The following is an 18,954-nucleotide window of genomic DNA, read 5'->3' as shown; positions in this document are numbered from 1 at the left end:
ACACACCCCCGCCCCCGCCCGGATGCCGGCCGCGCCCCCGGATGCCGGACCTGCCCCCGGATCCCGGCCGCACGCCGCGAGTTCTCACTCGCCGCGCTTCCGCCGCTCCAGGGGCCGCGGTACCAGCAGGGCGAGCGGCGGTGCTGCCGCGAGGACGACGGCCAGGCCGGCCAGCATCCCGTACAGCGGCGGGCCGGGGCGGGCCAGGCCGGAGGTGATCAGCAGCGCGGTCGCCGCGGCCGGCGGGTGGTCGGCGCCCAGTACGTGCAGCAGGAACAACGTCGCGCCCACCGCGAGGGCCTGCGCGCCGATCTGCCGGGGCGTCTCGTGGCCGGTGGCGGAGGTCGACGGGTGGTTCCACAGGCCGAAGGCGGCCAGGCAGGCCAGACCGGCCGCGACGGCGACGGCGTGAGCCCGCGCCGCGCTCCGCCAGCGGCTCGGCAGCGAGCCGGGACGGGCCAGCAGCAGGTAGGCGGTGGGGCCGACGGTGGTGGTCAGGACCACCCAGCCGATGTTCCGGCCGATGATGCCGAGCGCGGTCAGCAGCATGGCGGACAGCAGGAACAGGCGCGCGCCGTCGGCGACCCGGGCCCGCTGACTCCGGGCCCGCTGACTCCGGGCCCGCGGGCTCCTGCCGGTCACCGGTCCTCCTCCCGACACGTCACTTGCCGTCCCCGCGTGCCCGGTCGGTGCGGGTCAGCACGTGGTGATGGAGCACCCAGTGCCCGAACAGCGCCCCGCCGTAGACGACGAAGCCGACGCCGATGAGCCAGGACTCCACGACGAGCACGATGCCGACCGTGCCGTAGCTGATCGCCTGCTCGATGATGAGCGGGGTGAAGACCAGGTAGGAGAACCCCCTCAGGCCCACCAGGCCCACCATGGTGGCGATCGCGCCCGGCAGCAGGTTCAGCAGGCGGACCTGCTTTCCCAGCAGGAACCACTGCCCCCACCAGAAGAACAGGATCCCCGTCGCGCTCGACAGTGCGATCCGCTCCGGCCCGCCCAGCGCCGCCCGGGTCTGCACTTCCTGGTACAGGTACCCCGTCAGCACCGCGAGCCACACGGCCTGCCGCCACACCCGGTGCCAGGGGCCGGAGGGCAGGTGCCAGATCCGCTCGTAGCCGTTCTGGACGCTGCCGCCGAAGGACACGCCGAACACGGCGAGCGCGATGCCGCCCCAGACGCTGGTCGTACTCACGACCTCGGGCGGCGGGCTGATGATGTTCGTGAGCACCCGCTCGGAGCGACCGGAGAGCCCCATGCCGTCGGCGAGCCAGGCCGCGAAGCCGCCCCGGGCGAGCGGGTCGGCGGCCGCGACCACGATCAGCAGCGGCGCCAGGGTGACCAGGGCGAGGGTGGCGAAGCCCATGGCACGGTGCATCAGCTCCAGCTCGCGGCCCCGGCGGTAGAGCAGGTGGGAGTCCAGCCAGCGCACTGCGTGGCGCATCATGCGCACGATGCGGTTCACCAGGCGGACTCCTCACGCGGGGCACGCACAGCGGGCTCGGTGACCCGCGGCCGGCCCCTCGGAGGACACGGGCCGCGCGGGTGCGGCGGCGGACGCCTCGGCCGCGCTCACCGCGGCGGGCCGTCCGGGGCGCGGGGGCGACCGGAACGCGAGCGGGTCAGCAGCAGCGTACTTGCCAGTGCGAGAAGTACGAGCACCGAACCGGCGGCCGTTTCGTTGACCCGCATGACGCGCGTGGCGTCGTCGCCGCCGTAGCCGCCGAGGTAGGCGGTGAGGATCAGTCCGGCGCCGGCCACCGTCACCACCAGGTCCGAGACCCGGCCTCGGGGGTGGGCCAGACGGACCAGTGCGACGATGCTCACGACGACGCCCACACACGTCTCCACCAGGTGCGGAAGCCGGTAGGTGACCGGGTACGGCAGCAACCAGGGGGTGACGAGCAGCCAGACGCCGGTCAGCAGCATGAGCACCGTCAGCGGTTCCGCCCGAAGGGCCCCCGGCCGGACTCGGGTGCGCCTCCGGACCGGGGGTGAGGTGCCGTCGGTGAGGGGCTTCTGCATCATCCTTCTCGGTTAACCAGTACATCAGGGGTCATTCCGGCATTCGGGTGTCCCCGGTCTGCTCCGGGCCGCTGTCCGGGCTCGCCTCCCGCTCCGGGTTGCCGTCCGGGCTCGCCTCCCGCTCCGGGGTCGACTGCCGCTCCCGGTCCCGGTCGGCCTGCGCCGAGGCCAGCGCGGTCGCCACGTCCCGGGGGTAGGTGCGCAGCGCGAGCAGGGCCAGCAGTCCCGCCGCGGTCAGCGGCAGCAGGCACAGCAGGAAGGCCGCCTCCAGACCGCCGGTGGAGCCGCGCCCGCCGAACACCTGGGCGGACAGGTACCCGAACAGCAGCGGCGCGCTCGACTCCGCGCCCGCCCGCACCAGGGTGCGGGCCGCCTCGGACCTGCCCCACAGGCCCGGGGGCACGATGTCGAGGCGGGCCGCGTCCAGCGGCGGATTGGCCGCCGCCAGCAGACCCGCGCCGAGGGTCAGTGAGGGCAGCGCGGCCAGGGCGGAGGTCATCACGATGCCGGGCGCCATGACCGGCGCCACGGCCAGCAGCGCCACCGCCGGGACGAGGACCCGCCCGCCGGCGTGGCCGCGGCGCAGCACCGCGTCCGGCAGCCGTGCCCCCGCCATCAGGCCGGCCAGGATGCCGGCGCCGATCACGACGATCAGTCCGCTCGCGGTCGACTTGCTCACGCCGTAGTGGTGGGTCAGGTACAGCATGCCGAAGGAGCGGACGCCCGCGAAGAAGAAGTAGCCGAGCGCGGAGGCGACGATCATCAGGAGAACCGTGCGGATACCCAGGACGTAGCGGAAGGCCCGCCAGGCCGACATGCGCCGGGGGTCCTCGCGGAGCACCCGCTCCGGATCCGGTGCGCTGCCGGCGGCGCGCACCACCGCCTGGGCGGAGCCGCCCGCCGCGGAAAGGTCCTCCCGGTCCTCCCGGTCCTCCCGGTCCTCCCGGGTTTCCCGGGCCTCTCCGATGTCTCCCGCCCTCCGATCGTCGTGGCCTTCCGGACCGCGGTCCCGTCTGCTGCCCCGCCCGCCCCGGCTGTCGCCGAAGCCTCGCCTCCGCCCCCGCCCGTGGCCGTGTCCGTGTCCGTCGTCGTCGTGCCCGGCGCCGCGGGCGTCCCCGCCGTGTCCGGCGGGTGCCTCGCGGTCGTCGTCGCGCGGCAGCCGGTCCCCGCCGCCCCGGGCGGGCTCGGGAAGCCGGCTGAACAGCCATGCCAGTACGGTGCCGGGCAGGATGAGCCACCCGAACGACACCCGCCAGGACAGCAGCTCGGCGATGTTGGCGGAGACCACGTACCCCAGGCCGGTACCGAGGAGTTCCCCGGCCAGGATGTAGCCGTACAGCCGGGCCCGCTCCCGTGCCGGGAAGAAGTCGCCGACGAGGGAGGCCACCGCCGGTCCGGCGGTGGCGGTGACGACGCCGAGGCCGACTCGTGCCGCCAGCAGGAAGGGGTAGGAGCCGGCGGTGGCGGCGGCCAGCATCGCCGCCCCCCACAGCAGCATGCTGATGCTGAGCAGACGGGTGCGGTCGAACCGGTCGGTGAGCACGCCGGCGGGCAGAGTGGCCGCCGCGCCGGCCGCCGAGGTCGCGGAAACCAGCAGGCCGATGCCGGTGTGGCCGATGCCGAAGACCTGCTCCAGGCTGTCCGCGTTCACCGCCACCGTCGCCTTGTCGGCCCCGTCCAGCGCCACGGCCATGGAGAGCAGCGTGAGGGTGCGGAGCCGGGCTCGGCCGCCGACGGAGCGTTCGGCGGCACGGGCCACCGCTGCGGCGGCACCGGCCACCGGATTGCGCGCTCCGCCGCCGGGCGGGTGCCCCGCCGGGCGGCCGTGGTCCCGCTTCAGCGTGCTCACCTCCCGTGCGGGGGACCGGCACGCCGGTCCCCCGGGTCAGGGGCGGCGGCCGGGCCGGACCGCGGCCGCGGTCGCGCGCGGGGTCCGGGGCCGGTGGGAGACGTCGGGACGCGGCATGGACGTCTGCTTCCTCTTCCTCCGGGGTGCCGGTCGGACGAGCGCCGACCGGCGGAGCGCCGTGCGGCGGCGCATCGTCTGAGTGCCCCCGGGGGAGCGGTGTCGCACCTGCGGGTCCGCGATTTCCGGCACCCGGCGCCGAACACGTCCTCGACGGTGCCGCTCGGCGACCCGGCTCACGGACCTGCGGGGTCGTCGGGGGAACCCCGAGGTCCTGGGGAAGGTGACACCGCCGGCGGCGTCATTCGCGGGGGCGCATCAGTGCGGCGACGAACTTGTAGCGGGAGCCGCGGTACACCGAGCGGACCCACTCGACGGGTCTGCCCTCGGCGTCCCGTGAGTGCCGGGACAGCAGCAGCATCGGCAGCCCCACGTCCGTGGCGAGCAGCTGGGCCTCGCGGGGTGTCGCCAGCGAGGTCTCGATGGTCTCCTCGGCCTCGGCGAGCTGGACGCCGTACACCCTGGTCAGCGCGGCGTACAGCGAGGTGTACGTGTCGAGCTGCCCACGCAGGTCGGGGAAGCGCCGGGCGGACAGGTGGGTCGTCTCGATGGCCATCGGCTCGCCGCTGGCCAGCCGCAGCCGCTCGATGCGGAGCACCTTCCCGCCGACTCCGACGCCGAGCAGCGCCGCCAGTTTCGCGTCCGCGGGGACGTGGCCGATGCCGAGCATCTGCGAGGCGGGGTCGAGTCCCTGGGCCCGCATGTCCTCGGTGTGCGAGGTGAGCCGGAGGCTGCGGTACAGCTTCGGCCGTGCGACGAAGGTGCCCTTGCCCTGGATGCGGTCCAGTCTTCCCTCGCCCACCAGTTCCTGCAGGGCCTGCCGGACCGTGGTGCGCGAGGTGTCGAACCGGGTGGCGAGCAGCCGTTCCGCCGGCATCGGCGCGCCGGGCCGCAGCGCCGCCGAGATCTCCAGGATCTGCTGCTTGATGCGGTAGTACTTCGGCACTCGCGCAGTGCGCCCGAGCACCCTCGTGCCGTGGGCGCTGCTGACGTCGGTAGTCATGGCCTGCCTTCCCGGCTCTGTCGGCGGGTTCCCGTTATAACCCCCAACTGCCCTATGGTCTAGGCCAACTGGAGCGCGTGCGGGGCGGCGTCGCCGGAAGAGCGGACTGATGACTTTCTCATAACGGACGGGATTGGGCCGCGGGCGACCCTTGACACCCCCAAAGGTCTAGGCCAAGCTCCAGCGTACTGGTCTACACCACTAGTGGCCAGGTCCCCAGCCCCACGTACAGCAGCGACAGGCACCAGGCCACCGTCGACGGCGTGGGTCCGTGGCATCCCTGAGGAGGGTGGCGTGAAGCGCAAGCTCATAACCGCGATCGGAATCGCGAGCCTGATGGTGTCCGTGGCGGCATGCGGCAGCGACGACGGCAAGGACAGCACCAGCAAGGGTGCCGGGCCGGACAGCTTCAAGGGTCAGACGCTGCGGGTCTGGGTGATGACCGGCTCCGCCCCCGAGCAGTGGACCAAGGACCTTCAGGCCGCCTTCGAGCAGAAGACCGGCGCCAAGCTGAAGTTCGAGGAACAGCAGTGGGACGGCATCCAGCAGAAGATCACCACGTCCCTCTCGGAGTCCAACCCGCCGGACGTCCTGGAGGTCGGCAACACCCAGACCCCGGCGTACGCGGCCACCGGCGGCCTCGCCGACCTGAGTGACGTCAAGCAGGCGGTCGGCACCGACTGGACCCCGTCGGTCTCCCAGTCCTCGGTCTACGACGGCAAGCAGTACGCGGCCCCGTGGTACTTCGCCAACCGCGTCGTCATCTACAACAAGAAGATCTGGGCCCAGGCCGGCATCAAGGACACCCCGAAGACCCGGGACGAGTTCTTCAAGGACCTCGACGCCATCGGCAAGAAGACCGACGCCGAGCCGATCTACATGCCCGGTCAGAACTGGTACTTCTTCGACGGCCTGACCATCGGTCAGGGTGCCGACCTGGTGAAGAAGGAAGGCGACAAGTACGTCTCCAACCTGGACGACCCCAAGGTCGCCAAGGCCATGGAGATCTACAAGAAGTACGCCTCCTACTCCCAGGCCCCGAAGGACAAGGACGAGGCCAACCCGCAGCAGGCCGAGGTGTTCGCCAAGGGCAAGACCGGCGCCTTCATCGGCATGGGCTGGGAGGCCGGTACGGCGATCAAGGCCAACGCGGCCATCGAGAAGGACCTCGGCTACTTCACCATCCCCGGTGAGACGGCCGACAAGCCCGAGGGCGTCTTCCTCGGCGGCTCCAACCTCGCCGTCGCCCAGGGCAGCAAGCACAAGGAGCTCGCCAAGGAGTTCCTGAAGCTGGCCCTGTCCGACAAGTTCGAGGGCGAGCTGGCCAAGCTCAACGGCGTCATCCCGAACAAGAAGTCCCTGGAGAGCAACCTGCAGGGCAACGTGGTGGCCGAGGCCGCCGCCCCGGGCGCCGCGGTCGGCGGCACCACCCCGCTGATCCCCGAATGGGCCGCGGTCGAGAACGACCCGAACCCGATCAAGGCCTACATGACGGCCGTCCTCAAGGGCAAGACGCCCGCGGAGGCCGCCAAGCAGGTCGAGGGTGAGATCAACAAGCGCCTGGCCCAGCAGAACTGACGGACCGTGCCGGGGGCGCCGCAGCGCGGTCGCCCCCGGCCCGCTGGTGTCGTTCGCACAGCCGACGGCCACCGAAGTATTCGTACGGCCACGGAAGAAATGGCAACTCATGTCAGTGCAGACCGAAGGCACGGACACGGCCGGGGAGCCCGCTGTCCACACGGCCGGAACACCGGCCCCTTCGCGTGGTGACGCACGCGGGCCGGGCGGATCCGGCGCCCGCCGTGCCGCCGCCCCCTATCTGCTCCTGCTGCCCGCGCTGCTGGCCACCGCGGTCCTGCTCGGCTGGCCGCTGGTGAAGAACGGCATGCTGTCGTTCCAGAACCTCAACCCCCGGCAGCTCATCCAGCACCTCACCGAGTGGAACGGTTTCGACAACTACCAGCAGGTCGTGTCGTCCTCCGGCTTCTGGCACGTCGTCGAGCGCTCCATCATCGTCACCACGGTCAACGTGGTGCTCATCATGGTGTTCGGCACCCTGTGCGGCCTGCTGCTCGCCCGCCTGGGCAGGAAGATGCGGCTGGTGCTGATGCTGGCCCTGGTCCTCGCCTGGGCCATGCCCATCATCGCGGCCACCACCGTCTACCAGTGGCTGTTCGCGCAGCGCTTCGGTGTCGTCAACGCGGTCCTGGACGACCTCGGCTGGCACTCGATGGCCCACCACAACTGGCTCGGCACCCAGTTCTCCACCTTCGCCGTCATCACGCTGCTGCTCGTCTGGCAGTCCGTCCCCTTCGTGGCGATCAACCTCTACGCCGCCACCACGACCATCCCCAGGGAGCTCTACGAGGCCGCGTCCCTGGACGGCGCCGGCGCGTGGCAGAACTTCACCTCCGTCACCTTCCCCTTCCTGCGGCCCTTCCTCTACGCCACGACCTTCCTCGAGGTCATCTGGATCTTCAAGGCGTTCCCGCAGTTCTTCGCGATCAACCAGGGCGGCCCGGACCGGCTCACCGAGACACTGCCGATCTACGCCTTCGTCGAGGGCGTCGGCAACCAGCACTTCGGGGTCGGCGCGGCGATCTCCTTCCTGACCATCCTGGTCCTGCTCGTCATCACCTCGTACTACCTGCGCACGGTGCTCAAGCAAGAGGAGGACGAGCTGTGAAGCGCTCGATCTTCGGCCGCTTCTGGCCCAACGCGACGGCCGTCGTCCTGTGCGTGGCCTTCGCCTTCCCCGTCTACTGGATGTTCGCCACGGCCTTCAAGCCGACCGGCGACATCATCGCCGAGAACCCGGTCTGGTTCCCCACCGACTTCACCTTCGAGCACTTCAGCAAGGCGGTGAACGCCGACCACTTCTGGACCCTGGTCCGCAACTCCGTCACGGTCACCGCGCTCTCCGTGGTCTTCTCCATGGTCATCGCCCTGCTCGCGGCCTTCGCCCTGTCCCGGATGCGGTTCAAGGGCCGGCGCGGCATCATCGTGGTCTTCATGCTGGCGCAGATGGCGCCCTGGGAAGTCATGATCATCGCGATCTACATGCTGGTCCGCGACAGCGAGATGCTCAACAGCCTGGTCCCGCTCACCGTCTTCTACACGATGATGGTGCTGCCCCTGACCATCCTGACGCTCCGCGGCTACGTCGCCGCGGTGCCGAAGGAGCTGGAGGAGTCCGCCATGGTCGACGGGTGCACCCGGACGCAGGCGTTCATCCGGGTGATCTTCCCGCTGCTGGCGCCCGGTGTGATGGCCACCTCGCTGTTCGGGTTCATCACCGCCTGGAACGAGTACCCGCTGGTCCTCATCCTCAACAAGGACGTCGAGAAGCAGACGCTGCCGCTGTGGATCTCCCAGTTCCGCACCGCCTTCGGCGACGACTGGGGCGCCACCATGGCGGCCTCCTCGCTGTTCGCGCTGCCCATCCTGATCCTCTTCATCTTCCTGCAACGCAAGGCCGTCAGCGGACTCACCGAAGGCGCCGTGAAGGGATGACCGCCCGATGACCACACTCACCACCGGCGACGACATCCTCACCCGCGACGCGCTCGCCGTCCTCCAGCCCGGCTTCGCCGGCACCACCGCACCCGACTGGGTGCGCCGGAGGCTCGGCGAGGGCCTCGCCTCCGTCGCCCTCTTCGGCCGGAACGTGACCTCTCCCGAGCAGGTCGCCGCCCTCACCGCCGAACTGCGCGGGGAGCGGGACGACCTGCTGGTCGCCATCGACGAGGAGAGCGGCGACGTCACCCGGCTGGAGGTGCGCACCGGCTCCTCCTTCCCCGGCAACCACGCCCTCGGCGCCGTCGACGACCCGGCCCTCACCCGGTCCGTCGCCCGCGAGCTCGGCCGCCGCCTCGCCGACTGCGGCGTCAACTTCAACTGGGCGCCCTCCGCCGACGTCAACGCCGACCCGGACAACCCGGTCATCGGCGTGCGCTCGTTCGGCGCCGACACCCGGCTGGTCGCCCGGCACACCGCCGCCTACGTCCAGGGCCTGCAGTCCACCGGCGTCGCAGCCTGCACCAAGCACTTCCCCGGGCACGGCGACACCAACGTCGACTCGCACCACGCCGTACCGCGCATCGACGTCGACGCCGACACGCTGCACGCCCGGGAACTGGTGCCCTTCCGCGCCGCCATCGAGGCCGGCACCCGCGCCGTGATGAGCGCGCACATCCTGGTGCCCGCCCTGGACCAGCACCGCCCCGGCACCCTGTCCCACCGCGTCCTGACCGAACTGCTGCGCGGCGAAATGGGCTACGACGGGGTCATCGTCACCGACGGCATGGAGATGCGGGCCATCTCCGACACCTACGGACTGGAGAACGGCGTCGTCCTCGCGATCGCCGCCGGAGCCGACGCGATCTGCGTCGGCGGCGGCCTGTGCGACGAGGGCACCGTGCTGAAGCTGCGCGACGCGCTCGTCGCCGCAGTCCGCTCCGGCGAACTCCCCGAGGAACGCCTCGCGGACGCCGCCGCCCGGGTCCGCGGGCTGGCCCGCTGGGCCGCCGAGGCGCGCGGCGGCGACCGGGCGCGGATCACACCGGAGCCGGAGATCGGGCTGGTCGCGGCGCGCCGCGCGCTGACCGTCACCCGCCCGCAGGACGCGCCGCCGGTCTCCGGGCCGGTGTACGTCGCGACCTTCAGCCCCGTCGCCAACATCGCCGTCGGCGACGAGACCCCGTGGGGTGTCGGCGCCGAACTGGAGCGGCTGCTGCCCGGCACCCGCACCGGCTCCTTCACCGGCGACGGAGCCGGCCGCGAGGCCCTGGCCGCCGCGGACGGCCGCCGCATCGTCGCGGTCGTCCGCGACGAGCACCGCCACCCGTGGATGCGCCGCGCCCTGGACACGCTGCTCGCGGCCCGGCCCGACACCGTCGTGGTCGAGATGGGCGTCCCGCAGTCCGCACCGCGCGGCGCCGCGTACCTCGCCACCCACGGCGCCGCCCGGGTGTGCGCGCTCGCGGCGGCGGAGCACATCGCCGCGGGCTGACACCCCCGCGCGGCGGACGACGAGCGGCCCTCCGCCGGTACCCAGGGCACCGGCGGAGGTACCGGCGGACGACCCTCGCCGACACGATCACCACCGTCCGCGGCCCGATCCGCCGGGCACGCACCCTCACCACCGTCCGTGGCCCGATCCGCCGCGCACGGACGGCCTGGGCTGCCGGGCACGGACCCCTCACCGCCGGGACGACCGGCCGAACCGCCGTCCACGAGGGCCGGCCCGCCTCCGAGAGGGCGCGTGTGCCTCCGAGGGCGCGCCTGCCGCCGCGAGCTCCTACGCGCGCTCGGGCTTGCGCGCCTCGACGAGGGTCCTGGAGGAGTGGGCGAGGAAGGGGCCCTCGGCCTCGATCTTCTCGTGCAGCTCGCGCAGGCGGCCGCGGTACCGCTCGACGGTGAAGCCGGGCACCGTCCAGATCACCTTGCGCAGGAAGTAGATCACGGCGCCGACGTCGAAGAACTCCATCCTCAGCCGTTCCGCGCGCACGCCGACGATCTCCAGGCCGGCGGCCTTCGCCGCCGCGCTCTCGTCGTCGGGGTGCCGAGTCCGGCTCGCCTCGGGCTGCGGCCCCAGGAAGTACTCCACCAGCTCCCACACGCTGGAGTGCCCGACGTGCTGGGCGAAGTACGTCCCACCCGGCCGCAGCACGCGCGCGATCTCCGGCCACCACACCGTCGCGGGATGCCGGCTGGTCACCAGCTCGAACGCCTCGTCGGCGAACGGCAGCGGCGGCTCGTCCGGGGTGGCGACGACCACCACCCCGCGCGGGTGCAGCAGCCTGGTCGCCCTGTCCACGTTCGGCGGCCAGGACTCCGTCGCGGCCATCACGGTGGGCAGCTTCTCCGCCCCGGCGAGGACCTCACCGCCACCGGTCTGGACGTCGAGCGCCGCCGACACCGCGGCCAGCCGCCGCCCCATCGCCCGCTGATAGCCCCACGACGGGCGTTCCTCGGTCGCCCGGCCGTCCAGCCAGGAGAAGTCCCAACCCTCCACGGAGACCGACTCGGCTTCGGCGACAAGCTCTTCGAAAGGACGTGGCATCCCCACATCATCGCGCCCCGGTCCACCCGTACGCGCGCGGATTTCCGCTGCGGCCGCCGGCCGGCGCTGACCGGAACGGCGTACGGAAGCGGTTGAACCGCTGCCTCGTGAGGGGCACGCCACCCGTTCGGCCGCCGCCCCGCTGCCCCGCCGCCCCGCCGTGGCGGGGCAGCGCGCCTCAGGCCTCGCCTTCGGCGACGGGCGCCCAGCGGATCCGCTGAGCGCAGAGGGAGACCAGGCCCGCCGAGGCGGCCACCACCCCCATGCCCCACGCCAGGCTGCTGCCGCCGGCGACGAAACCGATCACCGCCGGGCCCGCGAGCAGCCCCGTCGTGCCCATCGCCGCGACGAGCGCCAGCGCCTCGGCGCCCTGCCGCGCCGCGGCGACGTACACGCACGGCGTCACCGCGGCGATGCCCAGCCCCACGCAGGCGAAGCCGACCAGCGCCGGCACCACCCCGCCGGCCAGCAGGCCCAGCGCCAGGCCCGCGGCGGCGAGCGCGCTGCCCGCCCGCACGACCCGGCCGTCGCCCCACCGGCTGCGCACGCCGTCCGCGACCAGCCGGGCCAGCACCATCATCACGGACACCACCGCGATGCCCAGCGGCGCCACCTTCGCCGTCGCCTCGGCGACGTCCCGCAGGTAGAGCGCGGACCAGTCGTTCATGGCGCCCTCGGTGACGGTGCCGAACACCATGGCCGCCCCCATCCACAGCGTCAGGGCGGACGGCCGTACGAGGCGGCGGCGCCGGTCGGCGGGCTGCTCGACCGGCCGCTGATCCTCCGTCAGCAGCCCTCCGCGGGCGAGGCCGACCAGCAGCAACAGCACCGCGGCGGCGATCCCGAAGTGCGCGGAGAGCGCCGTCGTGAACGAGTTCACCCCGGACGCCAGCAGTGCGGCGGCGAGCGAGCCGGCACTGAACGTGGCGTGCAGCCGGGCCATGGTGGTGCGCCCGTACACCTCCTCCAGCGCGGCGCCCTGCGCGTTCATCGCGACGTTGAGGCACCCCACGGCGACCCCGTCGCAGCAGGCGACCAGCAGCGCCACCGGGTAGTCGGGGGCCGCGCCGAGGGCGAGCAGCAGGACGGCCAGGCAGAGCGCCGACAGCAGGGACAGCCGGCGTGAGCCGAGCCGTCTCATCAGGGCACTGACGAGGGGGAAGGAGACGGCGGCCCCCGCGCCGCAGGCCGTCAGCAGCAGGCCCACGTCCGCCTCGGACAGTCCCAGCCCGGTCCGCAGCGTCGGAAGCCGCGCCGCCCAGGTGGCGTACTGGAAGCCCAGGAAGCAGAACAGGGCGGCGACCGCGAGCTGGGCACGGCGGAAGTCGTCGCGGACGGGCGTCGCGGGAATCAAGGCACTCCTGGGGTCGGTGTCGCCTGGGACATGTACTGGGCGTGGTCTCCGTAGCCGGGACAGACCTCGACCTCCGGGTGCGCGGAGAACCCGCGGGCGGACCAGAACGCGGCACTGCGGCCGACGGCGACCAGGGAGATCCGCTCGTAGCCGCGTGCCGCGGCCGTCCGCGTCAGCCGGGCCAGCAGCCTGCCGGCGAGTCCCTGCCCGCGGTGCCGCTCGGCGACGACCACGTCGTGCAGATGCAGGTTGCGGGAGCGGAACCCCCGCTCCTCGGGGCGTTCCGGGTCCGGGTAGCGCGAGGGAGGGTAGGGAAGCGCCAGCAGATACCCGGCGACCTGCCGGTCGCGGTCCAGTACGAAGCAGGTCTCCGGTGAGGCGGCGGCCCGGGACCGCAGCGCGTCCGGGCCCTCGGACAGCCCGCTGCCCGCGTAGGCGCGCGCCTCCAGCGCGGTGACGGACGGCCAGTCCTCCTCGGCGAGGTGCCGTACCCGTACGGTGCCGTCCACGGGTCAGTCCCCTCCGACGAGTGCGACGGGCAGCGGGCTGAACCCGTTGAAGCCCTGCGTCATGTAGCTCAGGGCGTAGGCGCCGCAGGACAGCACCCACACCGGGTCGCCGGACGCCGCCGTGCGGGGCACCCGCACCGGGTGCCGGTGGTGGGCGTAGGCGTCGTCGCCGTCGCAGGTGGGGCCGGCCACGACCGCGGGGACCAGCTCGGCGCCCGGGCCGGCGGCGGGGAACTCCAGCCGGTAGCGCATGTCGTCCATCTCGTACAGGCCGTTGAACTTCCCGCAGCTCAGGTACAGCCAGTGCTCCCGCACGCCGTCCGGCTGGCGGCGCAGGGTCAGCCGCGACACGTGGGCGCGCACCGCGCCGTGGTCGGCCACCAGGTGCCGGCCCGGCTCCATGAGGAAGGCCGGTGCGTGCCCGGCGACCTCCGCCAGGCGCTCCGTCCCCTCCCGGATCGCGGCGAAGATCTTGTCCAGCGGAGGGTCGAGCGGCCGGCCCCGGGCGTCGAGGCAGCCCAGCGCGGGCAGACCGCCGCCCAGGTTGACGTGGTCGACGCGGATGCCGCGGTGCCCCAGCGCCTCGATCACGTCGGCGAGGGAGTCGAAGGCGCCGTGCCAGGCCTCCGAGGTCATCTGCTGCGACCCGACGTGCACGGACAGCCCCGAGGGAACCAGCCCCAGCGTCCTCGCCGAGTCCAGCACCCGTACCGCGTCCGAGGCGGAGCAGCCGAACTTGCGGCTGAGCCCCCACAGCGCGCCCACCCCGTCCGTGGCCACCCGGCAGAACACCCGCGAACCGGGCGCGTGGGCGGCGACGGCGGCGACGTCCTGCACGCTGTCGGTGGCGAAGTGCCGGACGCCTAGCCGGAAGGCCTCCGCGATGTTCCGGTCGGACTTCACGGTGTTGCCGTAGTGGATCCGCTCCATCGGCACTCCGGTCCGCAGGGCCAGTGCGATCTCCCGGGGGCTCGCCGCGTCGAACCCCGCGCCGGCGGTCGCCAGGGAACGGAGCACCCCCTCCTCCGGGCAGGCCTTCACCGCGAACCGCACCGCCACGGAGGGCAGTTCGCGTCGCAGCGCGGTGTACTGCCGCCGGATGCCGGCGAGGTCGTAGATGATCCGGTCGTCGTCGGCGGCCGCCAGCGCCCGCCGCAGCGCCGCGCTCATGCGGCGCCCCGGCTCGCCCGGGTCAGCGCGTCCCAGTCCTCGATCAGCAGGGCGAAGTCCTCCATGTCCCGCTGCGCCTCGTCCAGCAGGCGTCCCCGGCGTTCCGCGAGCAGCTCGGTGAACCGCCCGTACCGGCCGCCCAGCCTGCGGTAGCAGCCCGTCAGCAGGTCCAGCCGCCGCTCGTTCTCGGCCCGGTCCAGGCGCGTGCTGTCCCGGACCAGCCGGGCGACCTCCGCCGGTCTGACCTGCTGCGCCCCGTCCAGCAGCGCGGCCCCCGCCTCCGCCATCCGGTCGTAGACGGCGTTCAGGTACAGCATCGACAGGAAGAACTTGGTGAGCCGGGTCTGGTAGGCGGTGAACCCGGAGTCCGTCCGCCGCTCGGGCGTGTAGTAGTTGACGATGTGGCGGTTGTGCAGCAGTCCCGGCAGTCCGGCGTCGTGCACCAGGTGCAGCAGGAAGTAGTCGCTGCCGATGGTGTCCGTGGCCGGCGGCAGCGGCACCCGCTCGTACACCTCCCGGTGCAGGCTGATGTTGCACATGTCCACCCGCATCGGGTCGACCGGGCCCAGCGTGGTGAGGTCGCCGGTGAACGGCTCGTTCCCGGCCCCGCGGAAGGACTCCGCGACCAGGTCCCGTTTGAGTTCCTCCGGCCAGTCCAGCGGCGCCCACAGGCTGACCACGTCGTGGTAGACGTCCGGGTCGAGTCGCTGGATCCCACCGATGTCCACGGACAGTTCGCCGACGAACGACCCGCCCGCCAGCACCACCCGCCGCTCGGCCCGGGACGCGTCGAGCACCGTGCGGGACACGTCGCCCGCCGCGTCCCGCGCCCGTCGACCGAGGGCCGCCAGTTCCTGGTGGACCGGGAACACCGGCCGGCCGTCGCGCACCTGGTAGCGGCTGTCGGAGTCCCTGCGGTGCACCGAGTCGCAGCCCAGCGCGGCGGCGTACAGGAAGGCGCGGTTGGTGCAGGCGCCGTAGGAGACGCCGGACGGCAGCATCAGGTCGAGCAGCAGCTCCGGTTCGACGGCGCCGGACCGCTCGATCACCCGGCGCAGGAAGGCGCGTTGCGCGGTCTCGTCCAGGTGGTGCACCTGCACCCCGGGCGCGCGGCGCTCGGCGGCGAGCACCTCGGCGTGCGCTGCCCGGGCGCGCGGGTCGGCCGAGTCCAGGATCAGCAGGTGCACCTGCACGCCGAAGTGCCGGGCCGCGTGGTCGGCCTCCGCGCCGATCGCGGAGACGGTGGCGGCGCACTCCCGGTTCGTGGGCAGGGTCAGGCAGACGGAGCGCATGCCAGGTCCTCACGGGTCGGTTCGGCGGTCCTGTCCGTGCGCCAGGACGCCAGTCCCAGCAGCCGCTCGCCGAGCGGGGTCAGCTCGGCCGGTCCGTATCTGAGGGATTCGGGCCGGCGGGCGTCGCCGACCAGGGTCGGGTTCCAGTCCGGGGTGGTGAGGTGGCGCCAGGAGTCGATCCGGGACCGCCGCAGCCCGTCGTGGCCCTCCAGCGCGGGCATCATGGCGAGGTACTGCACCGCGCGCACCGCGCCGTGCGAGGTGTTGCGGGCCACGCCGTGCGCCAGCAGCCCGTTGAAGATCAGCAGGTCGCCCGCCCGGAGCCGGGGGCGCACCACGGGGTACTCGGACCGGTCGACGGCGGGGCGCACCGGGTCCCGGCCGGCGGGCTGGGCGACCCGCCACGCGTCGAAGTCGCGGAAGAGTTCGGGGCAGCACTGGAACCCGCCGGTGTCGGGTGCGGTGTCGTTGAGCGCGATGATGCCCTGCACCCGCTGCGGAGGCACGGTGAGGGTGCTGTCCACGTCCCAGTGCAGCTCGATGTCGAAGCCCTCGTCGGTGGGTGCGACGAGGGCGCGGTCGCGGTCCCGGACGTTGGGCGGGTTGAGGTTGAGCCGGTCCAGGGTGACCCACAGCTCCTCGCAGTCCCACACGTCGACGAAGGCGTCGTAGACCCGCTGCGCCTGCCGGCTGTCCCACAGGAGCTGGTGGTGGTAGGCCTCCACGAACCCGTACACGTGCAGGTCGCGTTCCAGGTCGGAGCGGAACTCCCGCTCTCCGTACCAGGTTTCGGGACGGTCCGGGTCGAGGCCCTGGAAGTCCCAGGTGAACTCCAGCAGCCGCCGCGCCGCACTCCGGGGTATCGCCTCCGGCACCACGACGTAGCCGTACGTCTGCCAGGAGGCGAAGTCCTCCTCGGACAGCACGCGCAGCGGCCGCGACTTCGTCAGGTCGCGCAGGGGTGTCGGGGCGAGGTACGACTCGCCGTCGGCGCTGAAGTAGGGGCGTTCGGAGGGTGCTCGGTGGAGGTACGGCGAGGGATGGGGGGTCGGCATGCTTTCACTCCGGGGATCGAAGACGGGGTGCGCCGGTGGGGCGATGCCGGGGCCGCGCGCCGCGTCGTGCGTGGTCAGGGCACGTGTTCGGAATCCGCTGTGGTATAGGCCAATGAGAGTATTGGCCTATACCAATTGGTGTGTCAAGCGTGAACCGGCGAGTCCGGTGATGAGGAGGACGAGGAAGCGCTCACCGTGACAAGTGAGTTGACGAAGCGTGAGCCGCGGGCGAAGCCCGGACTGCCGCCCGCCGAAAAATCCCGGGTGTACGACGGCGCGGACCGCCATCATGGACCCTCCCACCCCCGCCCGGGGGCGGCCGCACCACCTCGGGGGGACCTGTGACCGCGACCAACATCCTGCTCTCGGGCGTGGTCGGCTCGACCGCCTACGGCCTCGCCCACGCCGACTCGGACATCGACCGGCTCGGCCTGTTCGCCTCGCCCACCGAGGAACTCCACGGACTGCACCGGCCCCAGGAGTCCCACGTCAGCACCGCCCCGGACCGCACCCTGCACGAGGCCGCCAAGTGGTGCCGGCTGGCACTGCAGGGCAACCCCACCGTGACCGAACTCGTCTGGCTCCCCGAGGAGCTGTACGAGGTCCGCACCCCCCTCGGTGACGAACTCATCGGCATCCGCCGGTCCTTCCTCTCCGCGCCCCGCGTCCGCAACGCCTACCTGGGCTACGCCACCCAGCAGTTCCGCAAGCTGCTCGGCCGCGACGACGGCACGTTCTCCTCCGGCGTCCGCCACCGCACCGCCAAACACGCCCGCCACCTCAAACGGCTGTGCACCCAGGGCCTCGAGCTGTACGCCACCGGCCGGCTCACCCTCCGGGTCGACGACCCCGGCGCCTACCACCGCTTCGGCGAGCAGGCCGCCGCCGACCCCCGGTCCGCCGAGCCGCTGCTGCGCCGCTTCGAGGACGCCTTCGCCGGCACGCCGAGCGCGCTGCCGGACCGTCCCGACGAGTCGGCCGCCGAGGCATGGCTGCGGCGGGTCCGCCGCCGCTTCTACACCGGCTGAGCGGCCGGGACCCGTCCGGGCGCCGGTGCGCGCAGCCGCGCGGCCCGAGCTGCTGCCACCCGCGCTGCCGGGCAACACTCACCCACGCCTGCCGCCGCGGTCAGGACCAGGCGGCCCCGATACCAGCGCGACGACTCCTCGAGCATGGCCGTGCCGTCGCATCCGGCGGCCCACGAGAACCTCCCGGCCTCCGAGGGCATCGCGTGTGTCGGCGCCGGTGGGCACGGTGGCGGGGCGTGCCGCCGACCGGTCACGGTTCAGGGGGCTGACTCTCCCGCGCGCCCGGGATGCGGGTCGCCCTGGCGGCGAGGGCGAGGAGCCGGTGGTCCTGGTGGGGGCGGGCGACGAGTTGGAGTCCGACGGGTGCCCCCTGCGCCGTCACCCCTGCCGGCAGGCTCAGCGCTGGATGCCCACTGAGGTTGAACGCCCAGGTCAGAGCGACGCTCATGCGCCGTCCCGGTCCGTCGTGACCGTGGGGCGGGTGGGGAGTGGTCGGGGTCAGGATGAGTTCGGCGTGCCGGAAGCATGCGTTTAGGCGCGCTTGGTTGAGGCGTGCGATGTCGCTGCCGGGGCGGGAGGACGGGGACCGGGCCGCTGTGCGCAGGGCAGTCCAGGCGGGGGCCGGGTCGTGGAGTGTGAGGTCGGCGCGTTCGTCCAGGGTGACGAGTCCGGCGGCGGCGAGCCGTTCCGCGGTCCGACGAGCGGTGGCGGCGACGGAGGCGTCGGTGTCGGCGTATCCCAGGGTGGGCGACCAGACCGCCGTCAGGGGATACGTGTCGTGCGGCGCGGCAGCCGGGGACGTGTCTACCGCTGCGAGATAGGCGGCCGCGTCCGACGGGTCGCGGACCAGGACGCCGGGCGAGTTCAGGCCCGCGCGGTCGCGGGCGGGGAGCCGGCCGTTCGTGGGCTTGAAGCCGACGACGCCGCACCAGGCCGCGGGGATGCGCACCGATCCGGCACCGTCGGATCCACTCGACAGGGGAACCAGGCCGGCGGCGACCGCGGCCGCCGAGCCCGCGGAGGAGCCGCCGGGCGACCAGGCCGGGTCGAGCGGGTTGAGGGTGCGGCCCCGGGATGTCACCCCGTAGGTCTGCCAGCCCGGGCCGGGGCGGGGCACCGAGGTGGCGCCCAGCGGCACGCAACCGGCCGCCGCCAGCCGGGTGTTCTGGTAGGAGCCGGGGCCTTCGCCGGCCTTCACACCGATCGGCACACCCGCCAGCGGCAGGCGCGCTCCACGGCCGAGCCGTGCGTCGACGTCGGCGGCGCGCGGCAGCGCCTGCTCCGCCCACACCTCGGTGAACGCGCGCAACTCCGGGTCGAGGGCGTCGATTCGGGCCAGAGCGGCCATGGCGACATCGACGGCCGTCTCCTGCCCGCGCCGCACCAGGCCGGCGATGTCCAGGGCGGACAGGGCGGCGTACTCGATGGGACTGATCACCGGTCCTCCCCCTCGCGCGCCGAGCCGCTGATCCGGTGGCTGCG

17 protein-coding genes are annotated in these 18,954 nt (G+C 73.0%); 5 read left to right on the top strand and 12 right to left on the bottom strand.

The features are described 5' to 3' along the window. Positions 1-84: 84 nt before the first annotated feature. From ACL02U_RS23330 to ACL02U_RS23310, 5 genes are all read right to left on the bottom strand, one after another. Complete coding sequence (locus tag ACL02U_RS23330; protein WP_412792853.1) at positions 85-642, bottom strand: HPP family protein; 558 nt, start codon at positions 640-642, stop codon at positions 85-87. A gap of 19 nt (positions 643-661) precedes the next feature. After that, positions 662-1,453 (bottom strand): ribonuclease BN, encoded by a 792-nt coding sequence (locus tag ACL02U_RS23325; RefSeq protein WP_412792885.1) that lies wholly within the window; start codon positions 1,451-1,453, stop codon positions 662-664. 125 nt (positions 1,454-1,578) lie between these two features. After that, complete coding sequence (locus ACL02U_RS23320; protein WP_412792852.1) at positions 1,579-2,034, bottom strand: hypothetical protein; 456 nt, start codon at positions 2,032-2,034, stop codon at positions 1,579-1,581. Between the two features lie 28 nt (positions 2,035-2,062). Beyond that, positions 2,063-3,880 (bottom strand): MFS transporter, encoded by a 1,818-nt coding sequence (locus ACL02U_RS23315; RefSeq protein WP_412792851.1) that lies wholly within the window; start codon positions 3,878-3,880, stop codon positions 2,063-2,065. A 358-nt stretch (positions 3,881-4,238) separates the two neighbouring features. Then, the gene (locus ACL02U_RS23310; RefSeq protein WP_412792850.1) at positions 4,239-5,000 is read right to left on the bottom strand and encodes a GntR family transcriptional regulator; all 762 of its coding nucleotides are present in this window, start codon (positions 4,998-5,000) and stop codon (positions 4,239-4,241) included. A gap of 294 nt (positions 5,001-5,294) precedes the next feature. Between ACL02U_RS23310 and ACL02U_RS23305 the strand changes: the two genes are divergently transcribed. From ACL02U_RS23305 to ACL02U_RS23290, 4 genes are all read left to right on the top strand, one after another. Beyond that, complete coding sequence (locus tag ACL02U_RS23305; protein WP_412792849.1) at positions 5,295-6,578, top strand: extracellular solute-binding protein; 1,284 nt, start codon at positions 5,295-5,297, stop codon at positions 6,576-6,578. A gap of 109 nt (positions 6,579-6,687) precedes the next feature. Next, positions 6,688-7,686, top strand: coding sequence for a carbohydrate ABC transporter permease (locus tag ACL02U_RS23300; RefSeq protein WP_412792848.1), 999 nt, complete (start codon positions 6,688-6,690; stop codon positions 7,684-7,686). Further along, a complete protein-coding gene (locus ACL02U_RS23295; RefSeq protein WP_412792847.1) occupies positions 7,683-8,513 on the top strand; it encodes a carbohydrate ABC transporter permease in 831 nt (276 codons plus the stop codon). Before ACL02U_RS23300 ends, ACL02U_RS23295 begins: the two co-directional genes overlap by 4 nt. Before the next feature lie 7 nt (positions 8,514-8,520). Further along, on the top strand, positions 8,521-10,011 hold the full coding sequence (locus ACL02U_RS23290; protein ID WP_412792846.1) for a glycoside hydrolase family 3 protein: 1,491 nt from the start codon (positions 8,521-8,523) through the stop codon (positions 10,009-10,011). Positions 10,012-10,299: 288 nt separating this feature from the next. Here the strand turns inward: ACL02U_RS23290 and ACL02U_RS23285 are convergent, their stop codons facing one another. From ACL02U_RS23285 to ACL02U_RS23260, 6 genes are all read right to left on the bottom strand, one after another. Continuing rightward, the gene (locus tag ACL02U_RS23285; protein WP_412792845.1) at positions 10,300-11,064 is read right to left on the bottom strand and encodes a methyltransferase domain-containing protein; all 765 of its coding nucleotides are present in this window, start codon (positions 11,062-11,064) and stop codon (positions 10,300-10,302) included. A gap of 178 nt (positions 11,065-11,242) precedes the next feature. Further along, positions 11,243-12,415, bottom strand: coding sequence for an MFS transporter (locus ACL02U_RS23280; RefSeq protein ID WP_412792884.1), 1,173 nt, complete (start codon positions 12,413-12,415; stop codon positions 11,243-11,245). Next, positions 12,415-12,927, bottom strand: a complete 513-nt coding sequence (locus tag ACL02U_RS23275; protein ID WP_412792844.1) for a GNAT family N-acetyltransferase — start codon at positions 12,925-12,927, stop codon at positions 12,415-12,417. The genes ACL02U_RS23280 and ACL02U_RS23275 overlap by 1 nt, the downstream gene beginning before the upstream one ends. Positions 12,928-12,930: 3 nt before the next feature. Then, entirely contained in the window at positions 12,931-14,097 is a 1,167-nt protein-coding gene (locus tag ACL02U_RS23270) for a type III PLP-dependent enzyme (RefSeq protein ID WP_412792843.1), read from the bottom strand. Next, positions 14,094-15,389, bottom strand: coding sequence for a DUF6271 family protein (locus tag ACL02U_RS23265; RefSeq protein WP_412792842.1), 1,296 nt, complete (start codon positions 15,387-15,389; stop codon positions 14,094-14,096). The genes ACL02U_RS23270 and ACL02U_RS23265 overlap by 4 nt, the downstream gene beginning before the upstream one ends. Then, a complete protein-coding gene (locus tag ACL02U_RS23260) occupies positions 15,371-16,444 on the bottom strand; it encodes a phytanoyl-CoA dioxygenase family protein (protein WP_412792841.1) in 1,074 nt (357 codons plus the stop codon). The genes ACL02U_RS23265 and ACL02U_RS23260 overlap by 19 nt, the downstream gene beginning before the upstream one ends. A gap of 341 nt (positions 16,445-16,785) precedes the next feature. Between ACL02U_RS23260 and ACL02U_RS23255 the strand changes: the two genes are divergently transcribed. Next, a complete protein-coding gene (locus ACL02U_RS23255) occupies positions 16,786-17,472 on the top strand; it encodes a DNA polymerase beta superfamily protein (protein WP_412792840.1) in 687 nt (228 codons plus the stop codon). Positions 17,473-17,722: 250 nt separating this feature from the next. On the opposite strand, the gene ACL02U_RS23250 is transcribed toward ACL02U_RS23255, so the two are convergent. Continuing rightward, positions 17,723-18,910, bottom strand: a complete 1,188-nt coding sequence (locus tag ACL02U_RS23250; RefSeq protein WP_412792839.1) for an amidase — start codon at positions 18,908-18,910, stop codon at positions 17,723-17,725. Positions 18,911-18,954: the final 44 nt, after the last annotated feature.

The organism is Streptomyces sp. MS06, assembly GCF_047200655.1.
GTDB lineage: Bacteria > Actinomycetota > Actinomycetes > Streptomycetales > Streptomycetaceae > Streptomyces.
Note: the sequence above shows the minus strand (reverse complement) of the source record. Positions and strands in the feature narration are given on the sequence as shown.

Bases quoted from the DNA above. Each gene is read 5' to 3' on its own strand.
- ACL02U_RS23290 (WP_412792846.1), top strand. From the start codon at position 8,521: ATGACCACACTCACCACCGGCGACGACATCCTCACCCGCGACGCGCTC.
- ACL02U_RS23260 (WP_412792841.1), bottom strand. From the start codon at position 16,444: ATGCCGACCCCCCATCCCTCGCCGTACCTCCACCGAGCACCCTCCGAA.
- ACL02U_RS23310 (WP_412792850.1), bottom strand. From the start codon at position 5,000: ATGACTACCGACGTCAGCAGCGCCCACGGCACGAGGGTGCTCGGGCGC.
- ACL02U_RS23285 (WP_412792845.1), bottom strand. From the start codon at position 11,064: ATGCCACGTCCTTTCGAAGAGCTTGTCGCCGAAGCCGAGTCGGTCTCC.
- ACL02U_RS23320 (WP_412792852.1), bottom strand. From the start codon at position 2,034: ATGATGCAGAAGCCCCTCACCGACGGCACCTCACCCCCGGTCCGGAGG.
- ACL02U_RS23265 (WP_412792842.1), bottom strand. From the start codon at position 15,389: ATGCGCTCCGTCTGCCTGACCCTGCCCACGAACCGGGAGTGCGCCGCC.
- ACL02U_RS23325 (WP_412792885.1), bottom strand. From the start codon at position 1,453: ATGATGCGCCACGCAGTGCGCTGGCTGGACTCCCACCTGCTCTACCGC.
- ACL02U_RS23270 (WP_412792843.1), bottom strand. From the start codon at position 14,097: ATGAGCGCGGCGCTGCGGCGGGCGCTGGCGGCCGCCGACGACGACCGG.
- ACL02U_RS23300 (WP_412792848.1), top strand. From the start codon at position 6,688: ATGTCAGTGCAGACCGAAGGCACGGACACGGCCGGGGAGCCCGCTGTC.